The following is a 21,507-nucleotide window of genomic DNA, read 5'->3' as shown; positions in this document are numbered from 1 at the left end:
GAGAGACGACATGCTGCATACCGGATTTTCACCGTGGCCATCTTTCAGCGCGCAGGATGGCGAACGCGTGCGCGAGGTGCTGCTGACCAACCGCGTCAATTACTGGACGGGCACCGAATGCCGCGAGTTCGAGCGCGAATTCGCCGCCTGGACGGGCGTGCGCCATGCTATCGCGCTCGCCAACGGCACGCTCGCGCTCGAGCTGGCGCTGCGGGCGCTGGATGTCGGACAGGGCGACGAGGTGATCGTGACGCCCCGCACCTTCCTTGCGTCGGCGAGCTGCATTGTCACCGCCGGCGCGCGGCCCGTGTTCGCCGACGTCGACAGGGATACGCAAAACATCACCGCCGAGACCATACGCGAGGTGCTCACCCCGCGCACGAAGGCGATCATCTGCGTCCACCTCGCCGGCATGCCGTGCGACATGGACCCGATCATGTCGCTCGCGCGCGAGCACGGCCTGGCGGTGGTGGAAGACTGCGCCCAGGCCCACGGCGCCCGCTACAAGGGCCGCATGGTCGGCAGCATCGGCGACATCGGCGCCTGGTCGTTCTGCCAGGACAAGATCATGACCACCGCCGGCGAAGGCGGCATGGTCACCACCAGCAACGATGCATGGTGGTCGCGCATGTGGTCGTACAAGGACCATGGCAAGTCTTGGCAGGCGGTGTACGAACGCGAGCATCCGGTCGGCTTCCGCTGGCTCCACGACTCCTTCGGAAGCAACTGGCGGATGCTCGAGCTGCAGGCGGCGATAGGACGCGATCAGCTGAGACGCATGCCGGACTGGACCGCATGCCGGCAGCGCAACGCCGCCAGGATCGCCCAGGCATGCCGCCGCCATCACGCGCTGCGGGTACCCGAGTGGCCCGAGTGGGCCGGGCATGCCTGCTACAAGCTCTATGTCTTCGTCCGTCCCGAGCTGCTTGCACCGGGATGGAGCAGGGACCGGATCGTCGACGCGATCTGCCGCCAGGGTGTCCCCTGCCTGCACGGCACCTGCTCGGAGGTCTATATGGAAAAGGCATTCGACGGCACCGGCCTGCGTCCCGCCCGCCGGCTGCCCGTCGCCCGTGAACTCGGCGAGACGAGCATCATGTTTCTCGTTCATCCCACCCTGACCCCTGCTGAGATAGACGCGACCTGCAGGGCGATGGACGAGGTGATGCAGGCCGCGTCGCTGCCGGCGGAGATCCTGCGCGCGCTGCCTGACGGCAGGGGCAACTACGCGTTCGGCGCATGCCCTTCACGATAGCGCATCCCGCCGCCGTGTTGCCGATTCACCGGCTGTCCGGCGGCGGCCTGCCGCTGTCGGCGCTCGTGGCCGGCAGTCTGGCGCCGGATTTCGTCTACTACGCGCCTTTCGGCGTCAACGGCAGATTCAGCCATACGGCGGAAGGGCTCCTGCTGTTCTGCCTTCCGGCGGGCGTGCTCGCCTGGTTCCTGTTCCATGCGCTGTTCAGGCGGCCGCTGGCCGCGCTCCTGCCTGACCGGCTGTTCCGGCGGCTTCCCGCCTCTGTCCTCGATGCCGGTGCATGGCGCCGCCAACCGGTCGCGCCGGTCCTGGCGGCCCTCGGCCTCGGCGCGCTCACTCATATCGTCTGGGATGCGGTCACGCATCGTCATACCGTCGCCGCGTTCGGCCTGGAACCGCTGCTGACCGTCATCCGGCCCGCCGGCGGCAGCGGACTGCCCCTGTACAAGCTGCTGCAGCATGCAAGCAGCGCGGCCGGGATCGCCTTGCTGCTGCATGCGGCGCTCGCCTGGATGCGGCGAGCGCCGACGGTTCGCGGGCCGGGCAAGTCGGTGCCAGCCGGCGTCAAGCTTCTGGTCGCCGGCACGGGCATTGCGTTCGCGCTCGCAAGCGCGGCGGACAATCTGGCCGCCGCCGGATCCGCCGGCATCGAGCATCGTGCCGTGCGCGCAGCCGTCGGCGCGACGACCGGTGCTGGACTGTCTCTGCTGCTGTATTGCATGGGGTGGCATGCCGTCCATGTCGCCCGCCGTTTCGGGTGGACGCGGAAAATGGCATGAAGCCGGCGCCCGGATAGGTCCGGGCGCCCGCCTGTGTTCCCGAAGGACGGGATCAGATCGGCCGGAAATCGTTGCCGACGACGTTGCTCAGCACGGTATTCTGCTGAACGTTGGACGCCACGTACAACTGATGGCTGGAGGTGACGGTGATTCCCTTGCGGGTGCGGCCGAGCGGCGCGGTGATCGTGGTGTTGACCAGCGCGACATAGCTGCTTGCGCAGCTGCCGGCGAACACCAGGCCCTGGCCGTTGACGCCGTCGGTCGGACCGCAGTCTTCGAAGCGGCAGCCGTCGAAGGACAGCTCGTCGACACCGCAGATCCGAAGGCTGGTGAGGCCGTAGGTCTTGTCGTTGCCCAGATACTTGAACAGGACGTTCTTGAAGCTGATGTCGCGGTTGCGGTAGACGTTGTTGGCGTCGCCGAGCGTGCCGTATGCGCGGCTGCCGACGAAGTTTGTGTTTTCGATGCGGATGCCCTTCGAGGCCCAGATATTGAGCGGCCTGAACACGTTCTCGAAGCTGCAGCCGGACACCAGCAGGTTCAGAGGCGCCGTGTTGACGTTCGGGTTCACCGTGTCGCCGTGGGCGGACTGGCACACCATCAGGCCAATCTGGTGCACCTGGCCATTGCCGACGCAGCGACAGTTGATGATGCGGATGTCATCGGCGGGATAGGCCAGCTTGTCCTGCGGCCGCAGGGCCAGCGAAAAGAACGCGGCGCCCGCGTTGTCCCACATGGTGCAGTTGCTGATGGTGATCCGCTTGATGCGCGAGAAGCTGTCGTTGATGCCGGGATTGGGTTCGATGTCGATCATGCCCGGCATGTCCGGACGGCCCCAGCGCAGGAACTTGCAGTTGTCGATCAGGATGTCGGTGCCGTCGATGATGGAGATGGCATTGCGATTGTTCTTGGTGAAGCCGTCGAACGCGCAGTTGCGTACCGTCACACGGTAGTTGTGGCGTTCGGTACTCCCGGTATTGGAAGAGCCGATATAGATGCCGTCGGCCACCGCCTTGATGAAGTGGCAGCCCTCGACGACCACGTCGGTGACACCATTGAGGTTGAGCAGGTGAACCCGCTCGTCGAAGGCCACGTTGCCGCTCTGGCCTTCGAACACCATGTCATTGATCCGGATGCCGGTCAGGTTCTTCGCCGGATCGGCAAAACCTTCGGAGCCGGGGTTCGCCGATACGCAGTAGAAGGCGCCGGCCTTCTGCTTGAGACGGGTCGGCACGCCTTCGCCCGCCAGACGATGATTGCTGCGCAGCTTGAGCATGCCGACGAGGTAGGTGCCAGCCGGGAACCAGACGTTGAGATTCGCATTCATCGCCCTTTGCACCGCGACCGAATCGTCCGTCGCGCCGTCGCCCCTGGCGCCGTAATCCTTGACGCTGACGTAACCGGTCGGCATGGTCGCTGCACGAGCGGCGGTGAGTGGCAGCATCGCCGCGGATCCCACCGCGATACCTTGTCGAAGAAATTTTCTGCGTTCCATTGAGTATTTTCCCTTTAAAGACTCGAGCGCTTAAGCGCCCACGAGACGGCTGTTTAAAACCGTTGATCCTAAGAAATGCCCCGGGGGAATAAGTTCGTAGTGAAACGCGTTTTTGACCGGCAAATTCCATCTTTTTTTCCTGCGGTAACCTCTCGTTGCAGTTGTTTCCCATAGCGCGAGTGTTGCCGACGACCGGGCATCGAAGGGCTCGATGCCACTTCAGGTTTCCGCAGCCGACCGATAGAAATTGCGTACTTATGCTGGAGCCGTGCTCGCCCTAATCTGAAGCGGCACACGCGAGGGGAGGGGCAGCATGACGACAGGGACGTTAAGCGCCGGCAGCGCCGGCTTAATCGATCATCAGGCGCAGGAGAGCACGAGGGTGCTCTGGGTGGACTATGCAAAGGGAATCTGCATCGTTGCCGTCGTCATGATGTACGCGACGCATCATGTACAGCAGATCCTGCGCAGCGAGGGATGGATGGAGTATGTGGTGCGATTCGCGCAACCGTTTCGCATGCCCGACTTCTTCATGATCGGCGGCCTGTTCGTCGCGCGCGTCATCGATAGGCCCTGGCGCCGCTATATCGACAGCAAGGTCCTGTACTTCATCTACTTTTACACGATATGGGTGAGCTTCAGGTTCAGCTATACGGACTTGCGGGAAGCCGTTAACGAAGGCACGGTGCTCACCGAGTACCTGCGCCTGTTCCTCGCCCCGCCTAGCGGTCCGCTGTGGTTCATCTACATACTTGCGCTGTTTTTCATCGCGGTGAGACTCGTGCGCGGCTGGCGCCCGGGACTGGTGCTGGCCCTCAGCGCAGGCCTGCACGTCGCCGACCTGCACACCGGAGTCACGCTGTTCGACAAGTTCTCGCAATACTTCATCTTCTTCTACGGCGGCCATCTGCTGGCACGCCACGTCTTCAGTCTCGCGGCCTGGTCGCAGCATCATCTCGCTTTCGCGCCGCCGCTGCTCGCCGCATGGTTCGTGCTGAACGGCTGGGCGGTATTCACCGGCGTCGCGGCCTTGCCCGGGGTGTCGCTGCTGCTGGGTTTCGGCGGCGCCATCGCCGTCATGCTGGCGGCGGTCCTGTGTTCGCGCGTGACCTGGCTCGACTGGCTGCGCTGGCTCGGGCGCCATTCGATCGTGATCTATCTCGGCTTCGTGATCCCGCTGGGCGTCCTGCGCATCTTCATTCACCGGTCCGCGGGGATCGTGGATCCGGGAACGGTCGCGCTGGCGACGACGATCGGCTCTATCGCGGGCGCGGTACTGCTCTATCAGGCCGTGCGGCGCACGCCACTGAGATTCCTGTTCGCGCGTCCCGCATGGACCCACCTGTCGCCTCCGGCACCAGCCCGGGAACGTGCCTGATTGCCGACAGACGATAGAACTTGCGCAAACGGGGTGCGTGACTGGTCGGCTTGCGTTAGGCTTCGGGCTTTCAATTCCGCCCGATCCGCCCAATGCGTCTGCTCCATGCCCTGATCGATCCGCGGTTCACCACGCTGCGCCTGCGCGCGGCCTGGGCCGCCTACCTCTCGATACTGATTTTTGGCGCCATTCCTGGCGCGAGGACGGAAATAGGGGAGTATGCGAGCGGCCTGGTCCTGCATTTTTTCGCCTACGGCTGCATCAGCTTTCTGCTCTTTACCGGTTTCGTCGGCCACCCGGGTGCGAGACTGGTGCGCTGCGTGCTGCTCATCGCGCTGATGGGGGCGGGCGATGAATTCATGCAGAGCTTCCTGCCGTACCGGCGAGGCGCGATCTCCGACTGGTATGTCGACGTCTCCGCCGGCATCGTCGTCTCGACCCTGCTGTGGGCCAGCGCATTCCGCGTCAAGGCGTTGCGCGTCACGCGGCTGGAATAGCCCGGATACGGTGGACGAAAAAAAACCCGGAACATGTCGTGTTCCGGGTTTTCTGCCGCAAGACGCCCGCGGCGAATCTGGTTGCGGGGGCAGGATTTGAACCTGCGACCTTCGGGTTATGAGCCCGACGAGCTGCCAGACTGCTCCACCCCGCGTCTGAGGGTGCGAAGTCTACAGACACCGCCGGGAGGATGCAAGGTCTGCATGAAAATAAATACTCATGCGAGGTCGTTGCTGCGGCCGGCCTGAGGCGCAAAAAAAAAGCGGCGCCGTGAAAAATCGGCGCCGCTGCAGCCAGTCCTTTGGGAGCGGGCGCCCGGCGCCCGTACGCTTCCTGCTTATTTGCTTGCTTCCGCCTTGTCCTCGGCCGCTTCGGCCTTGGCCTTGGCCTTGGCTTTCTTCGCATCGGCGTTGGCCTTGGCTACTTTCTTGTCTGCCTTCGCGTCCGCCTTGGCCGACTTTTCCTGTGCCTTGGCATCCGCTTTTTCCGCGTCGGACCGGGCCTTCGCGCCGGCGCCTTCGGACGCGCCAGTATTCAGCTGAGCGGAAGGCGCTGCAGGCGTCGCAGGTGTGGTGCCGGAAGGCGCGGTGGTCTGGGCATAGGCGGATGTGGCAATCAGAGCCGAGAAAAGCGTTGCGAGCAGTTTATTCATGAGTGTCCTTTCAGAGTCAAAAAGATGACAGCAAAGTGTCACTCGATCAGACAGCCCGGCGCGTGAAGATTCATTGAAGCTTTGTTAATGAATGTAAGGGCAGAAACAGTTGCAGAAATGATTTGAAGACATTTGCAACGAACGTCGTCGCCTGCGGGTCTACCGGGAATTGCGAATTGCTTCCACCTACCCATGACCAATGCCCACTGGTTCCTGTTGATCGGCGTGCTGATGCTGGCGCGCGGTCTTACCACGACCGCCCTGCAGCGTTCCCCCTTCACCTCGGCCATCATCTATCTGTGCGCCGGATTGCTGGTCGGCCCGACGGTGCTCAATTTCTTCTATTTCGATCCGCTCGAGCAATCGGGGCTGCTGGAAGTACTGACCGAAATCGCGGTCCTGATCTCGCTGTTCTCGGCGGGCGTCAAGATGCCTGTGCCCATTCGGCTCAAGCGCTGGCGTCAGCCGATGCTGCTGGCATGGGGCGCGATGACCGTCACGGTCGCACTGATTGCGGGATTCGCGTCCCTGGCGCTGGGTCTCCCACTCGGCGCCGCGATCCTGCTCGGCGCGATCCTGGCGCCCACCGATCCGGTGCTCGCTACCGACGTGCAGTCCCGTCACCCGGGCGACAAGGATGAGTTGCGCTTTACGCTGACCTGCGAGGCGGGAATGAATGACGGGACTGCCTTTCCCTTCGTCATGCTGGGGCTGGGACTGCTGGGCCTGCATGAACTCGGCGAAATCGGCGCCCGATGGTTGCTGGTCGACGTGGTCTGGGCAACCCTGGCGGCGATCGGGCTCGGCATCGTTTGCGGCGCCGCAACCGCCCGGCTGAGCTGGCGGCTTCGCGGGCCGGAGATGAAGCATGAAGTGCTGGACGACCTTGTCGGGCTGGGTCTCATCGCCGTCGCCTATGCGCTCTGCCTGCTCGTCCATGCTTGGGGTTTCCTCGGTGTCTTTTTCGCCGGCGTGGCCCTGCGCCATACCGAACTCCGCCTTGCCTCCCGCGCCGGCATCGAGCCCGAGAAGCTGACCACGGCTGGCGCGCACGCGCATACCGAGGGCCAACTCGCGGAGAATGAGCCGCCGCCTATCGTCAGTGCCGAGTCGCTGGTGTTCAAGGAACACCTGGAGCGGCTGTCCGAGCTGATGCTGGTACTGCTGCTGGGCGGCATGCTGGCCTTCGGCTACTGGAACTGGCGCTCGGTCGGCCTGGCGCTGTTCGTATTCATCGTTGCCCGGCCGCTGAGCGTGCTGACCTGTCTTGCCGGCAGCGGCGCAAGCTGGCGGATTCGCGGCATGGTCGGCTGGTTCGGCGTGCGCGGTATCGGCTCGATCTACTATCTGATGTACGCGATCCAGCATGGCTTGCCGCACGACCTGGCGCGCGAGCTGATACAACTCACCCTGGTCGTGATCACGCTGTCGATTCTGGTCCATGGGATCAGCGTCAAGCCATTGATGAGCCGCTTCTGGGCCGGGTCAAGGCAGGAGAGGGCGGTCGACAACCCGCCGGCCGGATAGCGTGGGCAGGGGCAGGGGCAGGGGCGCAGGCAGGGAACACACGGCCGCTGTCGCCTGTCAGCAGACCGACGGGATGAGCATGCGGTTGCCGCGGCATGGGAAAGCCGGGCGGGCAGGGCCCATAAGGTTTTGCTATTATATCGATTGAGACTATGAATTTCCCTTTTTCATAGCTCGCGTCTATTATCACGTCGTACCGCAGTCGTGTACCAACCCACTAAAACGAGAGGCATCTATGTCGCTGATTAATACCGAAGTCAAACCTTTCTCCGCCACCGCTTACCACAACGGCAAATTCGTGCCGGTCACCGAGGCGGACCTGAAAGGCAAGTGGTCCGTGGTCGTGTTCTACCCGGCCGATTTCACCTTCGTGTGCCCGACCGAACTGGGCGACCTGGCCGACAACTACGACACCTTCAAGTCGATGGGCGTCGAAATCTACAGCGTCTCGACCGATACCCATTTCACCCACAAGGCATGGCACGACGCTTCCGAGACCATCCAGAAGATCCGTTACCCGATGATCGCCGACCCGACCGGCGCGATCACCCGTAACTTCGATGTGATGATCGAGGAAGAGGGCCTGGCACTGCGCGGCACCTTCGTGATCAATCCGGAAGGCCAGATCAAGCTGTGCGAAATCCACGACAACGGCATCGGCCGCGACGCCAAGGAACTGCTGCGCAAGGTGCAGGCAGCCCAGTACGTCGCATCCCATCCGGGCGAAGTCTGCCCGGCCAAGTGGACCCCGGGCGCCGAGACCCTGGCTCCGTCGCTGGACCTGGTCGGCAAGATCTAAGTCCTTCACGCCGCGGATCGCCACGGCGATCCGCCGGCCGGGGCTTCGGCCCCGGCAGTACCACCTCCCGATCGACAGATGGAGCCGTCAGCCGAGGCTGATCCGGCGGTGGGATTGCACACCCTTTTTATCCGACAAACCTGTTTATAAGCGAGTGAATCGATGCTTGACGCGAACCTCAAGAACCAACTGAAAGCCTATCTCGAGAAGGTCAGCCATACCATCGAGATCATTGCCTACGTCGACGACAGCGACAAGTCGCGCGAAATGCTCGCGCTGCTCAACGACATCGCCAGCCTGACGAGCTACGTCAAGCTGAGCGAGATGCGCGACAGCGGCGAGCGTACGCCGTCGTTTTCGCTCAATCGCGTCGGCTCCAACATGGACGTCCGCTTTGCGGGCATCCCGATGGGTCACGAGTTCACCTCGCTGATCCTGGCGCTGCTGCAGGTTGGCGGTCATCCGCCCAAGGCCTCGCCGGAAGTGATCGAGCAGATCCGCGGCCTCGAGGGTGAATTCCGTTTCGAAACCTATATCTCGCTGTCCTGCCAGAACTGCCCGGACGTGGTCCAGGCGCTGAACCTGATGGCCGTGCTCAACCCGAACATCCATCATGTGATGATCGACGGCGCGCTGTTCCAGGACGAAGTCAGCCAGCGCCAGATCATGGCGGTGCCGACCGTGTTCCTGAACGGCCAGACCTTCGGACAGGGCCGCATGGGCCTCGAAGAAATCCTGGCCAAGCTCGACACCGGCGCGGCCGAGCGCGAAGCCGCGAAGATCGCCAGGAAGGAAGCCTTCGACGTGCTGGTGGTGGGCGGCGGCCCGGCTGGCGCGGCGGCTGCGATCTACGCGGCGCGCAAGGGTATCCGCACCGGTGTCGTGGCCGAGCGTTTCGGCGGCCAGGTGCTCGACACCATGGGCATCGAGAACTTCATTTCGGTGAAGGAAACCGAAGGCCCGAAGCTGGCGGTGGCGCTGGAGCAGCACGTCAAGGAGTATGACGTCGACGTGATGAACCTGCAGCGCGCGACGGCGTTGGTGCCGGGGCAGTCCGACATCGAAATCAGGCTCGAAAGCGGCGCCAGCGTGCGCGCCAAGACCGTGGTGCTGGCCACCGGTGCGCGCTGGAGGCAGATGAATGTGCCGGGCGAGAATGAATACCGCAACAAGGGCGTGGCGTATTGCCCGCACTGCGACGGTCCGCTGTTCAAGGGCAAGCGGGTGGCGGTGATCGGCGGCGGCAACTCCGGCGTCGAGGCGGCGATCGACCTCGCGGGCATCGTCTCGCACGTCACGCTGCTCGAATTCGACACCAAGCTGCGCGCCGACGCCGTCCTGCAACGCAAGCTGTTCAGCCTGCCCAATGTGAAGGTGATCACCCAGGCGCAGACGACCGAGGTGACCGGCGACGGCGCCAAGGTCAACGGCCTGCGCTATACGGATCGCTCGACGGGCGCTTCGCATCACATCGAGCTTGAAGGCATCTTCGTGCAGATCGGCCTGTTGCCGAACACCGACTGGCTCAAGGGTTCGGTGGCGCTCAGCCCGCGCGGCGAGATCGAAGTCGACGCCCACGGACGCACTTCGGTGCCCGGCGTGTTCGCCGCGGGCGATGCGACGACCGTGCCGTACAAGCAGATCGTCATCGCCATGGGCGAGGGTTCGAAGGCCGCGCTGTCCGCCTTTGACCACCTGATCCGCACCAGCGCGCCGAACGAAGAGAAAGTGGCGGCCTGACCACGCCCGTACGGATAAAAGACTCCCTCATTTGCGCCGGCCTTCGTGCCGGCGTTTTTTTATGCAGATCCAGGCCGTGGCCCGGGCAGACAGACCGCTACCCGTTGTTTCCCACCTGCATGGAAAGTACATAATTCACGTTATGTAAAACGAAGGAAACGATAAAGAATACTCCTTTCCGGCCGCCAATCCAAACCCCTCCCTGGGCCTCACTCGCGCTGCATCAAAGGATGTTCATTTCGACATCATCGGCGTTCCGTCGGCCGCTAGAATTTCCGGTCGTTTCATTTCGCCGCCCGGCCGACCGCGCCGCGGCACTCCCGTCAATCCTCGCACCGGAAGCATTCATGCAAAGACGCGACGTTTTGCGCGGCCTGGCAGCACTTGCCGCGACTGGTTTACCGATACAGCCACTATTCGCCGCCTCGCGCTCGCGGCAGACGAAGTTCGTCGGCGACGCCCGTCCTTTCGACTACGCCTGGCTCAAGGGCGAAGCGCGACAGCTCGCCGCCTCCGAATACCAGGCGGTGCCCGCCCGGCTGCCCGCCGAAGTCGAGAAGCTCGACTGGGACCAGTACCAGGCCATCCAGTACCGCGCCGACCATGCGCTGTGGGCGGAGGAAGACTCCCGCTTCGAAGCCCGCTTCTTTCATCTCGGGCTGTTTTTCAAGACGCCGGTCCAGATCCATGAAATCGTGGATGGCCGGGCACGGGAAATCGCCTACGACCCGGGCATGTTCAACTACGGCAAGAGCGGCCTGAACGCCGGCAAGTTGCCGAAGGATCTCGGTTTCGCCGGTTTCCGGCTCAACTTCCATACCGACCTCACGCGCGACATCGCCGCCTTTCTTGGCGCAAGCTATTTCCGCGCGGTCGGCTCGGACTGGCAGTATGGCCTGTCGGCCCGCGGGCTCGCCGTGGACTGCGGGATGGACCGCCCCGAGGAATTCCCCAATTTCACGAAGTTCTGGCTCGAGCGCCCGCGCCCGGATTCGAGCCGCATGGTGGTCTATGCCCTGCTCGATTCGCCCAGCGTGGCCGGCGCGTACCGCTTCGAGATCGAACCGGGCGCGACGCTGACGATGGATGTCGATGCCGCGCTCTATCCGCGCAAGAGCATCGAACGTCTCGGTGTGGCTCCGCTGACGAGCATGTTCCAGTTCGGGGAAAACGACCGCCAGATCGCCGCCGCAAACGACTGGCGGCCCGAGATCCACGATTCCGACGGCCTGTCGCTGTGGCGCGGCAACGGCGAGTGGGTATGGCGTCCGCTGACCAACCCGTCCCAGTTGCGGTTCAATGCCTACCAGGATGAGGCGCCGCGCGGCTTCGGGCTGCTCCAGCGCGACCGCGATTTCAGCCATTATCAGGACGACGGCGTGTTCTACGACAGGCGGCCCAGCCTGTGGATCGAACCGAAATCGAACTGGGGCAAAGGCTCGGTGCAACTGGTCGAGATTCCGACCATGGACGAAACCTTCGACAACATCGTTGCCTTCTGGAACCCGGAGAAAAAGCCGCAGGCCGGCGAGGAACTGCTGTACGCGTATCGCATGCACTGGGGCCGGCACATGCCGGCGCAGCCGCCGCTTGCCACCGTGTTTGCCACGCGCACCGGCGTCGGCGGCGTCGTGGGTCAGCCGCGCAAATACTTCTCGTGGCGCTTCGTGGTCGATTTTGTCGGCGACAATCTGCAACTGCTCGGCAAGAACGCCAAGGTGACGCCGGTGATCAGCGCTTCCCGCGGCGAGATCGAGCTGGCGTCGGCGCGGCCCCTCGATGCCGTACGCGGATACCGGCTTATGTTCGATCTTCGTCCGACCGACAGCCATACCACGCCGATCGACCTGCGCGCGTACATCGCATCGGGCGGCGCGCCGCTGTCCGAGACCTGGCTTTATCAGTGGACGCCCGTCTCGCCCGACCGCATGCCGCCGATCGCCGCCTGAACCGAATACTTGTGATAGTGAGAATCCCTATTGATTTGGTTTAACAAATCAATTTTACCTATCACACTTGCTCATCAATAATCTCTCTCGTGCAGCGCCCTCCCCGGCTGATTCCGGGGGCGGGCCTGCAGCAGCCTTTATCAACGTGAACGAGAGAGAGCCAGGGTATGAGCAAAATAACGACGGCAGCCGGTGCACCGGTGGCGGACAACCAGAACGTAATGACGGCGGGCGAGCGTGGCCCGATGCTGTTGCAGGATGTGTGGTTCCTTGAAAAGCTGGCCCACTTCGACCGGGAAGTGATCCCCGAGCGCCGCGTGCATGCGAAGGGTTCGGGCGCTTTCGGCACCCTCACCATCACCAACGACATCACCGGCTATTCGAAAGCGAAGCTGTTTTCGCAGGTAGGCAAGAAGACCGACCTCTTCCTGCGCTTTTCCACCGTGGCGGGCGAACGCGGCGCCGCCGATGCCGAGCGCGACGTGCGCGGTTTCTCGGTCAAGTTCTATACCGAGGAAGGCAACTGGGACATCGTCGGCAACAATACCCCGGTGTTCTTCCTGCGCGATCCGCTCAAGTTCCCCGATTTCATCCATACCCAGAAGCGGGATCCGAAGACCAACATGCGCAGCCCCGTGGCGGCGTGGGATTTCTGGTCGCGGCACCCGGAGTCGCTGCACCAGGTCACCATCCTCATGAGCGACCGCGGACTGCCGCAGAACTACCGCCAGATGCACGGCTTCGGCTCGCATACCTTCTCGTTCATCAATGCTGCCAATGAACGTTTCTGGGTCAAGTTCCATTTCAAGTCCATGCAGGGCATTGCGAACTGGACCAACCGCGAGGCGGCGGAGATCGTCGGACGCGACCGCGAGTCGGCGCAGAAGGATCTGTTCGACAGCATCGAGCGTGGCGACTTCCCGCGCTGGCGCATGTGCGTGCAGGTGATGCCCGAGCGCGATGCGGCAAGCTACCCGATCAACCCCTTCGACCTTACCAAGGTGTGGCCGCACAAGGATTATCCGCTGATCGAAATCGGCATCGTCGAGCTCAACCGCAATCCCGAAAACTACTTCGCCGAGGTCGAGCAGGCCGCCTTCACGCCGGCCAATGTCGTGCCCGGCATCGGTTTTTCGCCGGATCGCATGCTGCAGGGACGGCTGTTCTCCTATGGCGATGCGCACCGTTATCGCCTGGGCGTCAACCACCACCAGATTCCGGTCAACGCCCCGCGCTGCCCCTTCCACAACAGCTTCCATCGTGACGGTGCGATGCGGGTGGATGGCAACCAGGGCGGCAAGCTCAACTACGAGCCGAACCGGCTGGGCGAATACGCGCAAGACCGCAACGCAGCCGAACCGCCGCTGGCCGTCTATGGCGCGGCGGACCGCTACGATCACCGGGAGGATGGCGATTACTACAGCCAGGCGGGGGCGCTGTTCCGGCTGATGAACGATGCGCAGAAGCAGCAGCTGTTCGCCAACATCGCCGATTCCATCGGCCCGGTGCCGGACGACATCAAGCGCAGGCAGCTCGATCACTTCCACAAGGCCGATCCCGCGTATGCGGCGGGAGTGGCGCGTGCGATCGGCTTTGCTTACGAGGGTCCGTATGCAGGCGCCTGATCCCGGCTGGATCGCCACGCTCATCAGCCATTACGGTCACCCCTGGTAGTCCGTCCGGGCGATCTCCGATCCCCTGCCCATGCCCGCCGGTATCGCCCGGCGGGCATTTTCTTTAGCGGCGGCGCGCGTCGTCGCCGGCCAGCATCGCCACCGCTTCGATGGTGTGGCGTGGCGCTTCGCGGGCCGGCACCGACAGCAGCCGCTCGTCATCGCCGTCAATCCGTGCAGAGCAGAGGCGGATGATGGCCTGCCGGGGCAAGCGGTATTCGCGGGCCAGCTGCGCAAGCGGGATGCCTGCCGCGATGCGGGCCGCAATCTCGCTCCTGAGCGCCGCCGGCAGCGGGCGGCTGCGCGGGGCGCGCAGGCTGCCGGCGCCGGGTGTGCGCAGCCTGGTCCGGGCGGTCCGCTGTTCGCGCTCCATCGCGGCGATCGCAGCGACGGTCTCGCGAAACTGCCTGCCCGATTCTCCCGTCAGTTCACACTTGCCCAGGTCCGGACAGAACAGTCGTATCCCCGCCTGGGCGAGGCGGCCGACCATGTGCCGGACTTCGCCGCCGTTGCGGCCGAGCGCATCGAGGCGGCCGACGACGAGGCAGTCTCCCTCGCGCAGCAGCCTGAGCAGCCGGCAGAACTCCGGCCGTCGTGCGGGCGGTTCGGTCACCGGTACCTCTTCGAGGACCAGGTTGTCGGGATGGATGTGGAAGCCGGCGCGCGCGATCAGCGCAAGCTGCTCGTCGACCGCGCGACCGGCGGCTTCGGGGCAATAAAAGAAGGTGTGCGCAACGCTCATCGAAAGGTTCATGGCCGCGTCTCCCTGTTCCAGCCTGTATGACTCGGGTGCACTGGCTGCGGTTGCAGCGCGTCTGCCGGAACATTCAATTATCGATTCAATCACACGTTCATATGCAGGACGAAGAACGCGCTGTGCCCTTGTTGCGATCATTGACGCTGAACTTTTCCTGAGGGGAACATTTCCATGGAACGCTGGTCTAGGACGTACTCCCGCTTGTTATCGAAAGACTTGACCATGATGCTTGACGAGCAACACAGTGAAGAACTGCGCGCACTCCGTAATCTGGAGCGGACCGTGCGCGCGTACAGTGTCACCAGCAATATGGTGTCGCTGCGACAGCGCCAGGAAATGCTTGCCATTGCCCTTCGCGAAGTGACCGAGGCGCGCAAGGCTGCCATCCGCAGGTCGCGCGCGCTTCCCCTCAAAGACACCCCTCCCTCCTCGCTCTGATCGGCGCGCGCCCATGGCGCCGCCGGTTTCTTCCGCTCCATTCACTGTCCGCACACCAGGCAAGCGTCGGCTCCGGCGCCTGCAAATCCACCTCGAATTGCCGAGTGTCAAAATGGCAATGGCCGATGATGGCAACATAGGCGCCTGTTCCGGTTTCCTTCTGGTGATGCGTTTGATCTTCAACGGCAACTTCTTTTCTCATTTCCATCGATGCGTTCTCCTCGTCGCCCTGCTGCTCGGAGCGACGGCGGGCGCCGCGCACGCTTTCGACTTCGACGATGTCGCCGCCCGCGCGCGCAAGCTGGCGGCCGAGGGCTACAGCAAGCCTCAGAAAAATCTGCCCAAGGCACTGACCTCCCTGAGCTACGATCAGTACCGCGACATCCGCTTCGATCCGGCCAAGTCCCACTGGCGGGCGGAAGGCCTTCCGTTCGAACTGGCCTTCTTTCATCAGGGCGGATTCTTCGACACGCCTGTCAGGATCAATGAGCTGCAGGGTACGGCCGTCCGTGAAATCCGCTTCGATCCCTCGCTCTTCAATTACGGCAAGAACAATATCAATCCGAAAGAGCTGGGCGGCCTGGGCTTCGCGGGCTTCCGCGTGCACTACCCGATCAACACGCCTAAATACAAGGATGAGGTGATCGTCTTCCTGGGCGCGAGCTACTTCCGTGCTGTCGGCAAGGGCCAGCTCTACGGCCTGTCGGCGCGCGGTCTCGCGATCGATACCGCGCTGGCCTCGGGCGAGGAATTTCCGCAGTTCGTGGAATTCTGGATCCGGCGTCCGAAACCCCTGGACAAGGAACTCACGATCTTCGCCCTGCTCGATTCGCCGCGCGCGACCGGCGCCTATCGCTTCACCCTGCGGCCCGGGATCGATACCGTGGTCGACGTCAAGGCGCGCCTGTTCCTGCGCGAGAACGTCACCAAGCTCGGCATCGCGCCGCTGACGAGCATGTTCTATTTCGGCGAAAACCACCGGCCGAACATCGACGACTATCGTCCCGAAGTGCACGACTCGGACGGACTCTCGGTGCATTCGGGAACCGGCGAGTGGATATGGCGTCCGCTGGTCAACCCGCGGCGTCTGCTGATCACCTCGTTCTCGAGCACCAATCCCGGCGGATTCGGTCTCATGCAGCGCGACCGCAACTTTGGCAATTACGAAGATCTCGAAGCGAAGTATCAGCGGCGGCCGAGCGCCTGGATCGAGCCGAAAGGCAACTGGGGAGCGGGACGGGTCGAACTCGTGCAGATCCCGACGCCGGACGAGACGAACGACAACGTCGTCGCGTACTGGGTGCCCGATACGCCGCCCAAACCCGGGGCGCCGCTCGATCTCGAATACCGGATGCTCTGGCAGAAGGATTCCGACCGGCGTCCGCCGCTGGCCTGGGTGACGCAGACCCGGCGCGGCCACGGCTACCGGCTGAAGCCGGACGACAGCATTGCCCTGTTCGTCGATTACGACGGCCCCGCCCTGCGCAAGCTGCAGCCGGACGCCAAGGTCGAGGGGATGGTGAATGCCGACGGCAATGCCAAGCTGCTCGAAGTAACGACGTACCCGAACGAAGCCAGCGGTGGATGGCGTACCGCCATCCGTCTGCGCCGTATTGACGAGAAAAAGCCGGTGGAGCTGCGTGCCTACCTGCGTCACAACAACACTACATTGTCCGAAACGTGGAGCTACATACTGCCGCCCGAATGACGGGCACGCCCGAGCAGCCCGACGTCCGCGCCCGCTACCTCGACCTGCTCGAGGTCGATGCAGCGGAACGGGCACGGCTGGCAGACGCCGGGGCGGACGACGGCCGGCAAACGATGTCGGACTTGCAGCGCCTGCTGACCCCGGACGACGCCGGCGAGGCCGACAATCCGGCGCTGGCGTCGGTCGGCCGGCGGGTCCAGCTTGCCTGCGGCCTGCAGGAACCGGACTGCCCGCCGCTCGCACCCGCCATCCGCCGTTCCTCGATGGTCCCGCATCCCTGGACCCCGCTCAATCCCCTGGTACGCGGATATCAGTCCGCCGTGCGCCACCGCGGCCACTGGGTGGAGCGCAAGGAAGGTGAGCAGCGGCCGGCCTGGCCGGCGCAATTCACGCCGGGCGACGAGGATGTGCCGGATGGGCCGGATCCCCGCGGACGCTGGCAGTTCGCCGGCAACGTTCGCCGCCTCGTGCTCCTGACGCTGATGATCGCCCAGACGCTGGCCGGCACCTGGTTCATGAGCCGTGTCGTCCCCTATCAGGGCACCGCCTGGCTCGAAATGGTCCTGCTGCTGCTGTTTGCGATCCTGTTCTGCTGGGTTTCCGCCGGTTTCTGGACGGCCATGGCCGGCTTCTGGCTGATGTTGCGCGGCACCGACCGTTACCTGATCTCCCGCCAGAAGGCCAGCCGCGCGCCGATCGCCCCCGGGGCGAGAACGGCGATCGTCATGCCGATCTGCAATGAGGATGTCATCAGGGTCAGTGCCGGCCTGCGCGCGACCTACGAGTCTCTCGCGAAGACGGGCGAACTCGCGCATTTCGACTTCTTCATCCTGAGCGACAGCAACGACCCCGACACCTGCGCGGCGGAACTCGAGGCTTGGTCCAGGCTCTGCCGCGAACTCGACGGATTCGGGCGCATTTTCTACCGCCGCCGCCGGCGCCGGGTCAAGCGCAAGAGCGGCAACATCGACGATTTCTGCCGTCGATGGGGCGCGGCGTATCGCTACATGGTGGTGCTCGACGCCGACAGCGTCATGAGCGGCGACTGCCTCGCCACGCTCGTGCGGCTGATGGAAGGCAATCCGGGCGCGGGCATCATCCAGACGGCACCGGTCGCCGCCGGCCGCGACACGCTGTATGCGCGTATCCAGCAGTTCTCGACACGGGTCTACGGCCCGCTGTTTACTGCCGGCCTGCACTACTGGCAGCTCGGCGAGTCGCACTACTGGGGGCATAACGCCATTATCCGGCTGGCTCCGTTCATCAAGCATTGCGCGCTGGCGCCCCTCCCCGGTCGCGGCTCGCTAGCGGGCGAAATCCTGTCGCACGACTTCGTCGAAGCCGCGCTCATGCGGCGCGCCGGCTGGGGGGTATGGATCGCCTACGATCTCGAGGGCAGCTATGAGGAAATGCCGCCCAATCTGCTCGACGAACTCAAGCGCGACCGGCGCTGGTGTCACGGCAACCTGATGAATTTCCGGCTGTTCACCGCGCGCGGCATGCATCCGGTGCACCGCGCCGTATTCGCCACCGGCGTGATGGCCTATCTGTCCGCGCCGCTCTGGTTCCTGTTCCTCGCGCTGTCGACCGCTCTCCTCGCCATGCATACCCTGGTCGAGCCGCAATATTTCTTTGCGCCGCGCCAGCTGTTTCCTGTCTGGCCCCAGTGGCACCCCGACAAGGCGCTCGCCCTCTTTTCGGCGACCGCGACACTGCTCTTCCTGCCGAAGATCCTGAGCATCGTGACCGTCGGCCTGCAGGGCGCGCGCGGTTTCGGCGGCATCCTGCGGGTGACGGCAAGTGTCGTATTAGAGATCCTGTTCTCGATGCTGCTTGCGCCGGTGCGCATGCTGTTCCACACGCGTTATGTGCTGGCCGCCTTCCTCGGCTGGGCCATTCACTGGAAGTCCCCGCCGCGCGCGGATTCCGAAACCACGCCGGTCGAGGCACTGACCCGGCATGGCGGGCAGATGCTGCTTGGACTGGGGTGGCTGGTCGGGATCTATCTGCTGAATCCGACATTCCTGCCATGGCTGTTGCCGATCGCCGGCGGCATGCTGCTGTCGGGGCCGCTGTCGGTCTGGTCGAGCCGCGTGTCGCTCGGCCGTTTGACCCGGCGTCTCGGCCTGTTCCTGATACCGGAAGAGCGCACCCCCGCGCCCGAACTGCTGGCCTGCGCCAAGCATGTGGCCGCCACGCCGCCGCTCGGAGGTTTTGTCGATGCCATCGTGGATCCGAAGGTGAATGCCCTCGCATGTTGCGCTGCCCGGCACCGCCGGCGTCTGCCCGACAACACGGCGAAGGAGCGCGAGGCCCTGCACAGGACGGCATTGACGGGCGGGCCGGAAGCGCTCGGCAATGCCGAGCGCCTGATCGTGCTCGACGACCCGGTGCTGCTGTCGCGGCTGCACCTGGAAGTCTGGTCCTCGCCGCACGCGCATCCCGTCTGGCGAGAACGCGTCCTCGGTGCCTGACCCGGCAGGCGGGTTCAGTCCGTGCCCGCTCCGTGCGGCATCGGCGAGGTAGCGGCGGCCGCGAGATCGGGGGCCACCCCGGCATCGTCGATCTGCCGCAGCTCGATCAGCGTCATCAGAAACACGCCGCCGATCAGGCCGGCGAGGACAAGACCCAGCAGAACGATAATCACGGAGATCATGGCAAGCCCCTTTCAACGATGCCCGTGTTCATTAAAGCACCGGGCACATGCTGAAAATTGCGCGTGGTCAACAGAATGAGCCGGCTCGCCTGACGCCATTCGGGCCGCTATCGCGTCCATCAAAAAAAAAGCGCGAATTCCTTTTTGTGCGCGGCAACCAAACCGGGCGCTCCTTGTCCTAAGACTGCTTACCAGAAACGTTGCGCGCAGATCGATCTTTCGCGGTCAGATGCACGCGAACTGTCCATAGGATGAAGAATGCCTCGCATCTCAAAACTGTATGACTCCTTCAAGAACGGCTATGTGGTAGCGGTCCTGACCGTCCTGCTTGCATTTCTCGCCGTCGCCGCGCTTGTTTACAAGCCGCTGACCATGCCCAGCACCACCCCGGTCGTGCAGTCGCACGACATCTCGGAAGTCACCCGCCTGGCCTCCCTCGACCGGAAGAACCTCGACTACCTGCTGATCGCCGAGCCGCTGTCGGATTTCCCGCGCTACGTCCTGAAGTACAAGGGCGCCGACGAAATCCGCGTGGTCAAGGTGCCCAGCTCGACCCACGCCAACCTCGAGCGCGAAGTGCTGCTCAAGCACGGCATCCCCTACGCGATCGCGCAGCCCCAGTACCTCGCCAAGCATCCCGGCGTGCTGGACGACAAGGAAGCGCAGCGGAGCGCGCTCGCCGAACTGGCGTCCTTTCTCGCGCGTAACGCCATCGGCATCGCCCTGCTCGCCTTCCTCGTCATCGGCCTGCGCAAGGGCCTGCCTGGCCTGACCGGCGGCGCGTCCGTGATCAAGCCGGAAAACCTCAAGGGCAGCATGGACGACCTGGTCGGCATGGAAGACATCAAGTCGGAAGTCGCGCACCTGGAAGAAATGATCCGCAACCGCGACATCTACCGTTCGCACAATATCGACAAGCCGTTCAACGTCATGCTGACCGGCCCCGCCGGCACCGGCAAGACCAAGCTGGCCGGCTATCTCGCCAAGAAACTCGACATCCCGCTGATCCAGACCTCGGGCTCCAGCCTCGAGTCCGGCTTTGTCGGCGGCGGCTCCAAGGCGCTGACGGCGATCTACAAGAAGGCTTGCGCCCAGGGCCGCTGCATCATCTTCCTCGACGAGGCGCAGAGCCTGTTCATGCCGCGCGGCCGCGGCGACAAGAAGTGGGATGACGATACCGCCAACACCCTGCTCGGCCTGCTCGACGGCGTCAAGAGCGACGAGGGCTCGGGCGTGATCTGGGTCGTGGCGTCCAACTTCGACGACAACAACATGCAGATGGACGAGGCGATGCTGCGCCGCTTCTCGGTCAAGATCAACTTCCGCCTGCCCAACCGCGCCGAGCGCCGCGAACTGCTCAATGTCTTCCTCTCGCGCAAGGATCCGGCCTGCATCGACTGGAGCCGGCTCAACCTCGACTACGTGGCGGACATCACCGCCAACCTCAGCCCGGCGCTGCTCGAAACCGTGGTCGACCGTGCAAGCATGATCGCGATCCAGGAAAAATCGCTGATCACCACCGACGTGCTGTTCCGCGCGTTCGAGCGTGCCTCGATCGGCATGACCGACCGCGCCACCACCGCCGAGAAGGAAAAGGAACGCGAACGCGTGGCACGCCACGAACTCGGCCACTTCTTCATGCAGATCGATCCCCTGCTTCGCCAGGGCCTGAGCTGGGAAGAGGTCAAGGCCCGATCCAACCTGCTCAAGATCAGCACCGAATCCGTTTCCAAGATCGGCGCGCTCGGTTATGTGCTGTCCTCGGCCAACGACGTCTCGCTGCGGACGCTGGAAGAAATGGAACAGGACGTGATCCAGCTGTACGGCGGCGTGGCGGCAGAGGAATTGTTCTACGGTCCGCGCGGCATCTCGACCGGGAGCCAGAACGACATCCAGAAGGTCACCGGCATGCTCGATCTGATGGTCAACCGTCTGTCGATGTACTCGCGCTCCAAACTCGACTATTCGCAGCTCAAGGCCGAGGCTTCGCCCGAAGAGGCGCTGCGCGAGGTCGAAGCCAAGGCGGACGAACTGTATTCCCGCACGCTGGAGGCGATGAAGGAGTACACCGGCCTCATCTCCGCGCTGACCGGCATCCTGATGGAGCGCTATGTGCTGTCCAAGGATGAAGTATTCGAGCTGCTGGCGCAGATGGTCGAACTGCCGCGCAAGGCAGCCTGATCACGAGTTCCTGAGGAGGAAA

General features: G+C 63.8%; 17 protein-coding genes and 1 tRNA gene. 13 read left to right on the top strand and 5 right to left on the bottom strand.

The window, feature by feature from the left end; translation table 11 throughout:
* Positions 1-10 precede the first annotated feature (10 nt).
* On the top strand, positions 11-1,255 hold the full coding sequence (locus NCCP691_RS08200; protein WP_220807772.1) for a DegT/DnrJ/EryC1/StrS family aminotransferase: 1,245 nt from the start codon (positions 11-13) through the stop codon (positions 1,253-1,255).
* Entirely contained in the window at positions 1,240-2,034 is a 795-nt protein-coding gene (locus tag NCCP691_RS08195; protein WP_220807771.1) for a DUF4184 family protein, read from the top strand. The genes NCCP691_RS08200 and NCCP691_RS08195 overlap by 16 nt, the downstream gene beginning before the upstream one ends.
* A gap of 52 nt (positions 2,035-2,086) precedes the next feature.
* Here the strand turns inward: NCCP691_RS08195 and NCCP691_RS08190 are convergent, their stop codons facing one another.
* A complete protein-coding gene (locus NCCP691_RS08190; RefSeq protein ID WP_220807770.1) occupies positions 2,087-3,478 on the bottom strand; it encodes a glycosyl hydrolase family 28-related protein in 1,392 nt (463 codons plus the stop codon).
* 364 nt (positions 3,479-3,842) lie between these two features.
* On the opposite strand from NCCP691_RS08190, the gene NCCP691_RS08185 reads away from it, so the two are divergent.
* Both NCCP691_RS08185 and NCCP691_RS08180 read left to right on the top strand, forming a co-directional pair.
* A complete protein-coding gene (locus NCCP691_RS08185; protein WP_220807769.1) occupies positions 3,843-4,907 on the top strand; it encodes an acyltransferase family protein in 1,065 nt (354 codons plus the stop codon).
* A 92-nt stretch (positions 4,908-4,999) separates the two neighbouring features.
* Positions 5,000-5,404: a VanZ family protein gene (locus tag NCCP691_RS08180; protein WP_220807768.1), complete on the top strand. Its 405-nt coding sequence runs from the start codon at positions 5,000-5,002 to the stop codon at positions 5,402-5,404.
* Positions 5,405-5,482: 78 nt separating this feature from the next.
* On the opposite strand, the gene NCCP691_RS08175 is transcribed toward NCCP691_RS08180, so the two are convergent.
* Together NCCP691_RS08175 and NCCP691_RS08170 are read right to left on the bottom strand one after the other, a co-directional pair.
* Positions 5,483-5,559: transfer RNA gene (locus NCCP691_RS08175), tRNA-Met, on the bottom strand.
* Between the two features lie 183 nt (positions 5,560-5,742).
* Complete coding sequence (locus tag NCCP691_RS08170) at positions 5,743-6,057, bottom strand: hypothetical protein (protein ID WP_220807767.1); 315 nt, start codon at positions 6,055-6,057, stop codon at positions 5,743-5,745.
* A 192-nt stretch (positions 6,058-6,249) separates the two neighbouring features.
* Here NCCP691_RS08170 and NCCP691_RS08165 point away from each other — a divergent pair, with 192 nt between their 5' ends.
* The 5 genes from NCCP691_RS08165 to NCCP691_RS08145 all read left to right on the top strand — a co-directional run bounded on the left by NCCP691_RS08165 (position 6,250) and on the right by NCCP691_RS08145 (position 13,697).
* Positions 6,250-7,584 carry a cation:proton antiporter gene (locus NCCP691_RS08165; RefSeq protein WP_220807766.1) on the top strand — a complete coding sequence of 445 codons (1,335 nt, stop codon included), beginning with the start codon at positions 6,250-6,252 and terminating at the stop codon, positions 7,582-7,584.
* Between the two features lie 235 nt (positions 7,585-7,819).
* On the top strand, positions 7,820-8,383 hold the full coding sequence (gene ahpC, locus NCCP691_RS08160) for an alkyl hydroperoxide reductase subunit C (protein ID WP_220807765.1): 564 nt from the start codon (positions 7,820-7,822) through the stop codon (positions 8,381-8,383).
* 162 nt (positions 8,384-8,545) lie between these two features.
* On the top strand, positions 8,546-10,123 hold the full coding sequence (ahpF, locus tag NCCP691_RS08155) for an alkyl hydroperoxide reductase subunit F (protein WP_220807764.1): 1,578 nt from the start codon (positions 8,546-8,548) through the stop codon (positions 10,121-10,123).
* 347 nt (positions 10,124-10,470) lie between these two features.
* Positions 10,471-12,072 (top strand): OpgD/OpgG family glucan biosynthesis protein, encoded by a 1,602-nt coding sequence (locus NCCP691_RS08150; protein ID WP_220807763.1) that lies wholly within the window; start codon positions 10,471-10,473, stop codon positions 12,070-12,072.
* Between the two features lie 167 nt (positions 12,073-12,239).
* On the top strand, positions 12,240-13,697 hold the full coding sequence (locus NCCP691_RS08145) for a catalase (protein WP_220807762.1): 1,458 nt from the start codon (positions 12,240-12,242) through the stop codon (positions 13,695-13,697).
* A gap of 112 nt (positions 13,698-13,809) precedes the next feature.
* Here NCCP691_RS08145 and NCCP691_RS08140 read toward each other — a convergent pair whose 3' ends face one another.
* Positions 13,810-14,499, bottom strand: coding sequence for a recombinase family protein (locus tag NCCP691_RS08140; protein WP_220807761.1), 690 nt, complete (start codon positions 14,497-14,499; stop codon positions 13,810-13,812).
* Positions 14,500-14,724: 225 nt separating this feature from the next.
* Between NCCP691_RS08140 and NCCP691_RS08135 the strand changes: the two genes are divergently transcribed.
* The 3 genes from NCCP691_RS08135 to mdoH all read left to right on the top strand — a co-directional run bounded on the left by NCCP691_RS08135 (position 14,725) and on the right by mdoH (position 19,122).
* Positions 14,725-14,940 carry a hypothetical protein gene (locus NCCP691_RS08135; RefSeq protein WP_220807760.1) on the top strand — a complete coding sequence of 72 codons (216 nt, stop codon included), beginning with the start codon at positions 14,725-14,727 and terminating at the stop codon, positions 14,938-14,940.
* Positions 14,941-15,106: 166 nt separating this feature from the next.
* Complete coding sequence (locus tag NCCP691_RS08130; RefSeq protein ID WP_220807866.1) at positions 15,107-16,648, top strand: glucan biosynthesis protein G; 1,542 nt, start codon at positions 15,107-15,109, stop codon at positions 16,646-16,648.
* Positions 16,645-19,122, top strand: a complete 2,478-nt coding sequence (gene mdoH / locus NCCP691_RS08125) for a glucans biosynthesis glucosyltransferase MdoH (protein ID WP_220807759.1) — start codon at positions 16,645-16,647, stop codon at positions 19,120-19,122. Before NCCP691_RS08130 ends, mdoH begins: the two co-directional genes overlap by 4 nt.
* 14 nt (positions 19,123-19,136) lie before the next feature.
* Here the strand turns inward: mdoH and NCCP691_RS08120 are convergent, their stop codons facing one another.
* Positions 19,137-19,304: a hypothetical protein gene (locus tag NCCP691_RS08120; protein ID WP_220807758.1), complete on the bottom strand. Its 168-nt coding sequence runs from the start codon at positions 19,302-19,304 to the stop codon at positions 19,137-19,139.
* A 258-nt stretch (positions 19,305-19,562) separates the two neighbouring features.
* Between NCCP691_RS08120 and NCCP691_RS08115 the strand changes: the two genes are divergently transcribed.
* On the top strand, positions 19,563-21,485 hold the full coding sequence (locus NCCP691_RS08115) for an AAA family ATPase (protein ID WP_220807757.1): 1,923 nt from the start codon (positions 19,563-19,565) through the stop codon (positions 21,483-21,485).
* The last annotated feature ends 22 nt before the right edge of the window (positions 21,486-21,507 follow it).

The sequence above is a fragment of the Noviherbaspirillum aridicola genome, assembly GCF_019656455.1.
GTDB lineage: Bacteria > Pseudomonadota > Gammaproteobacteria > Burkholderiales > Burkholderiaceae_D > Noviherbaspirillum > Noviherbaspirillum aridicola.
Note: the sequence above shows the minus strand (reverse complement) of the source record. Positions and strands in the feature narration are given on the sequence as shown.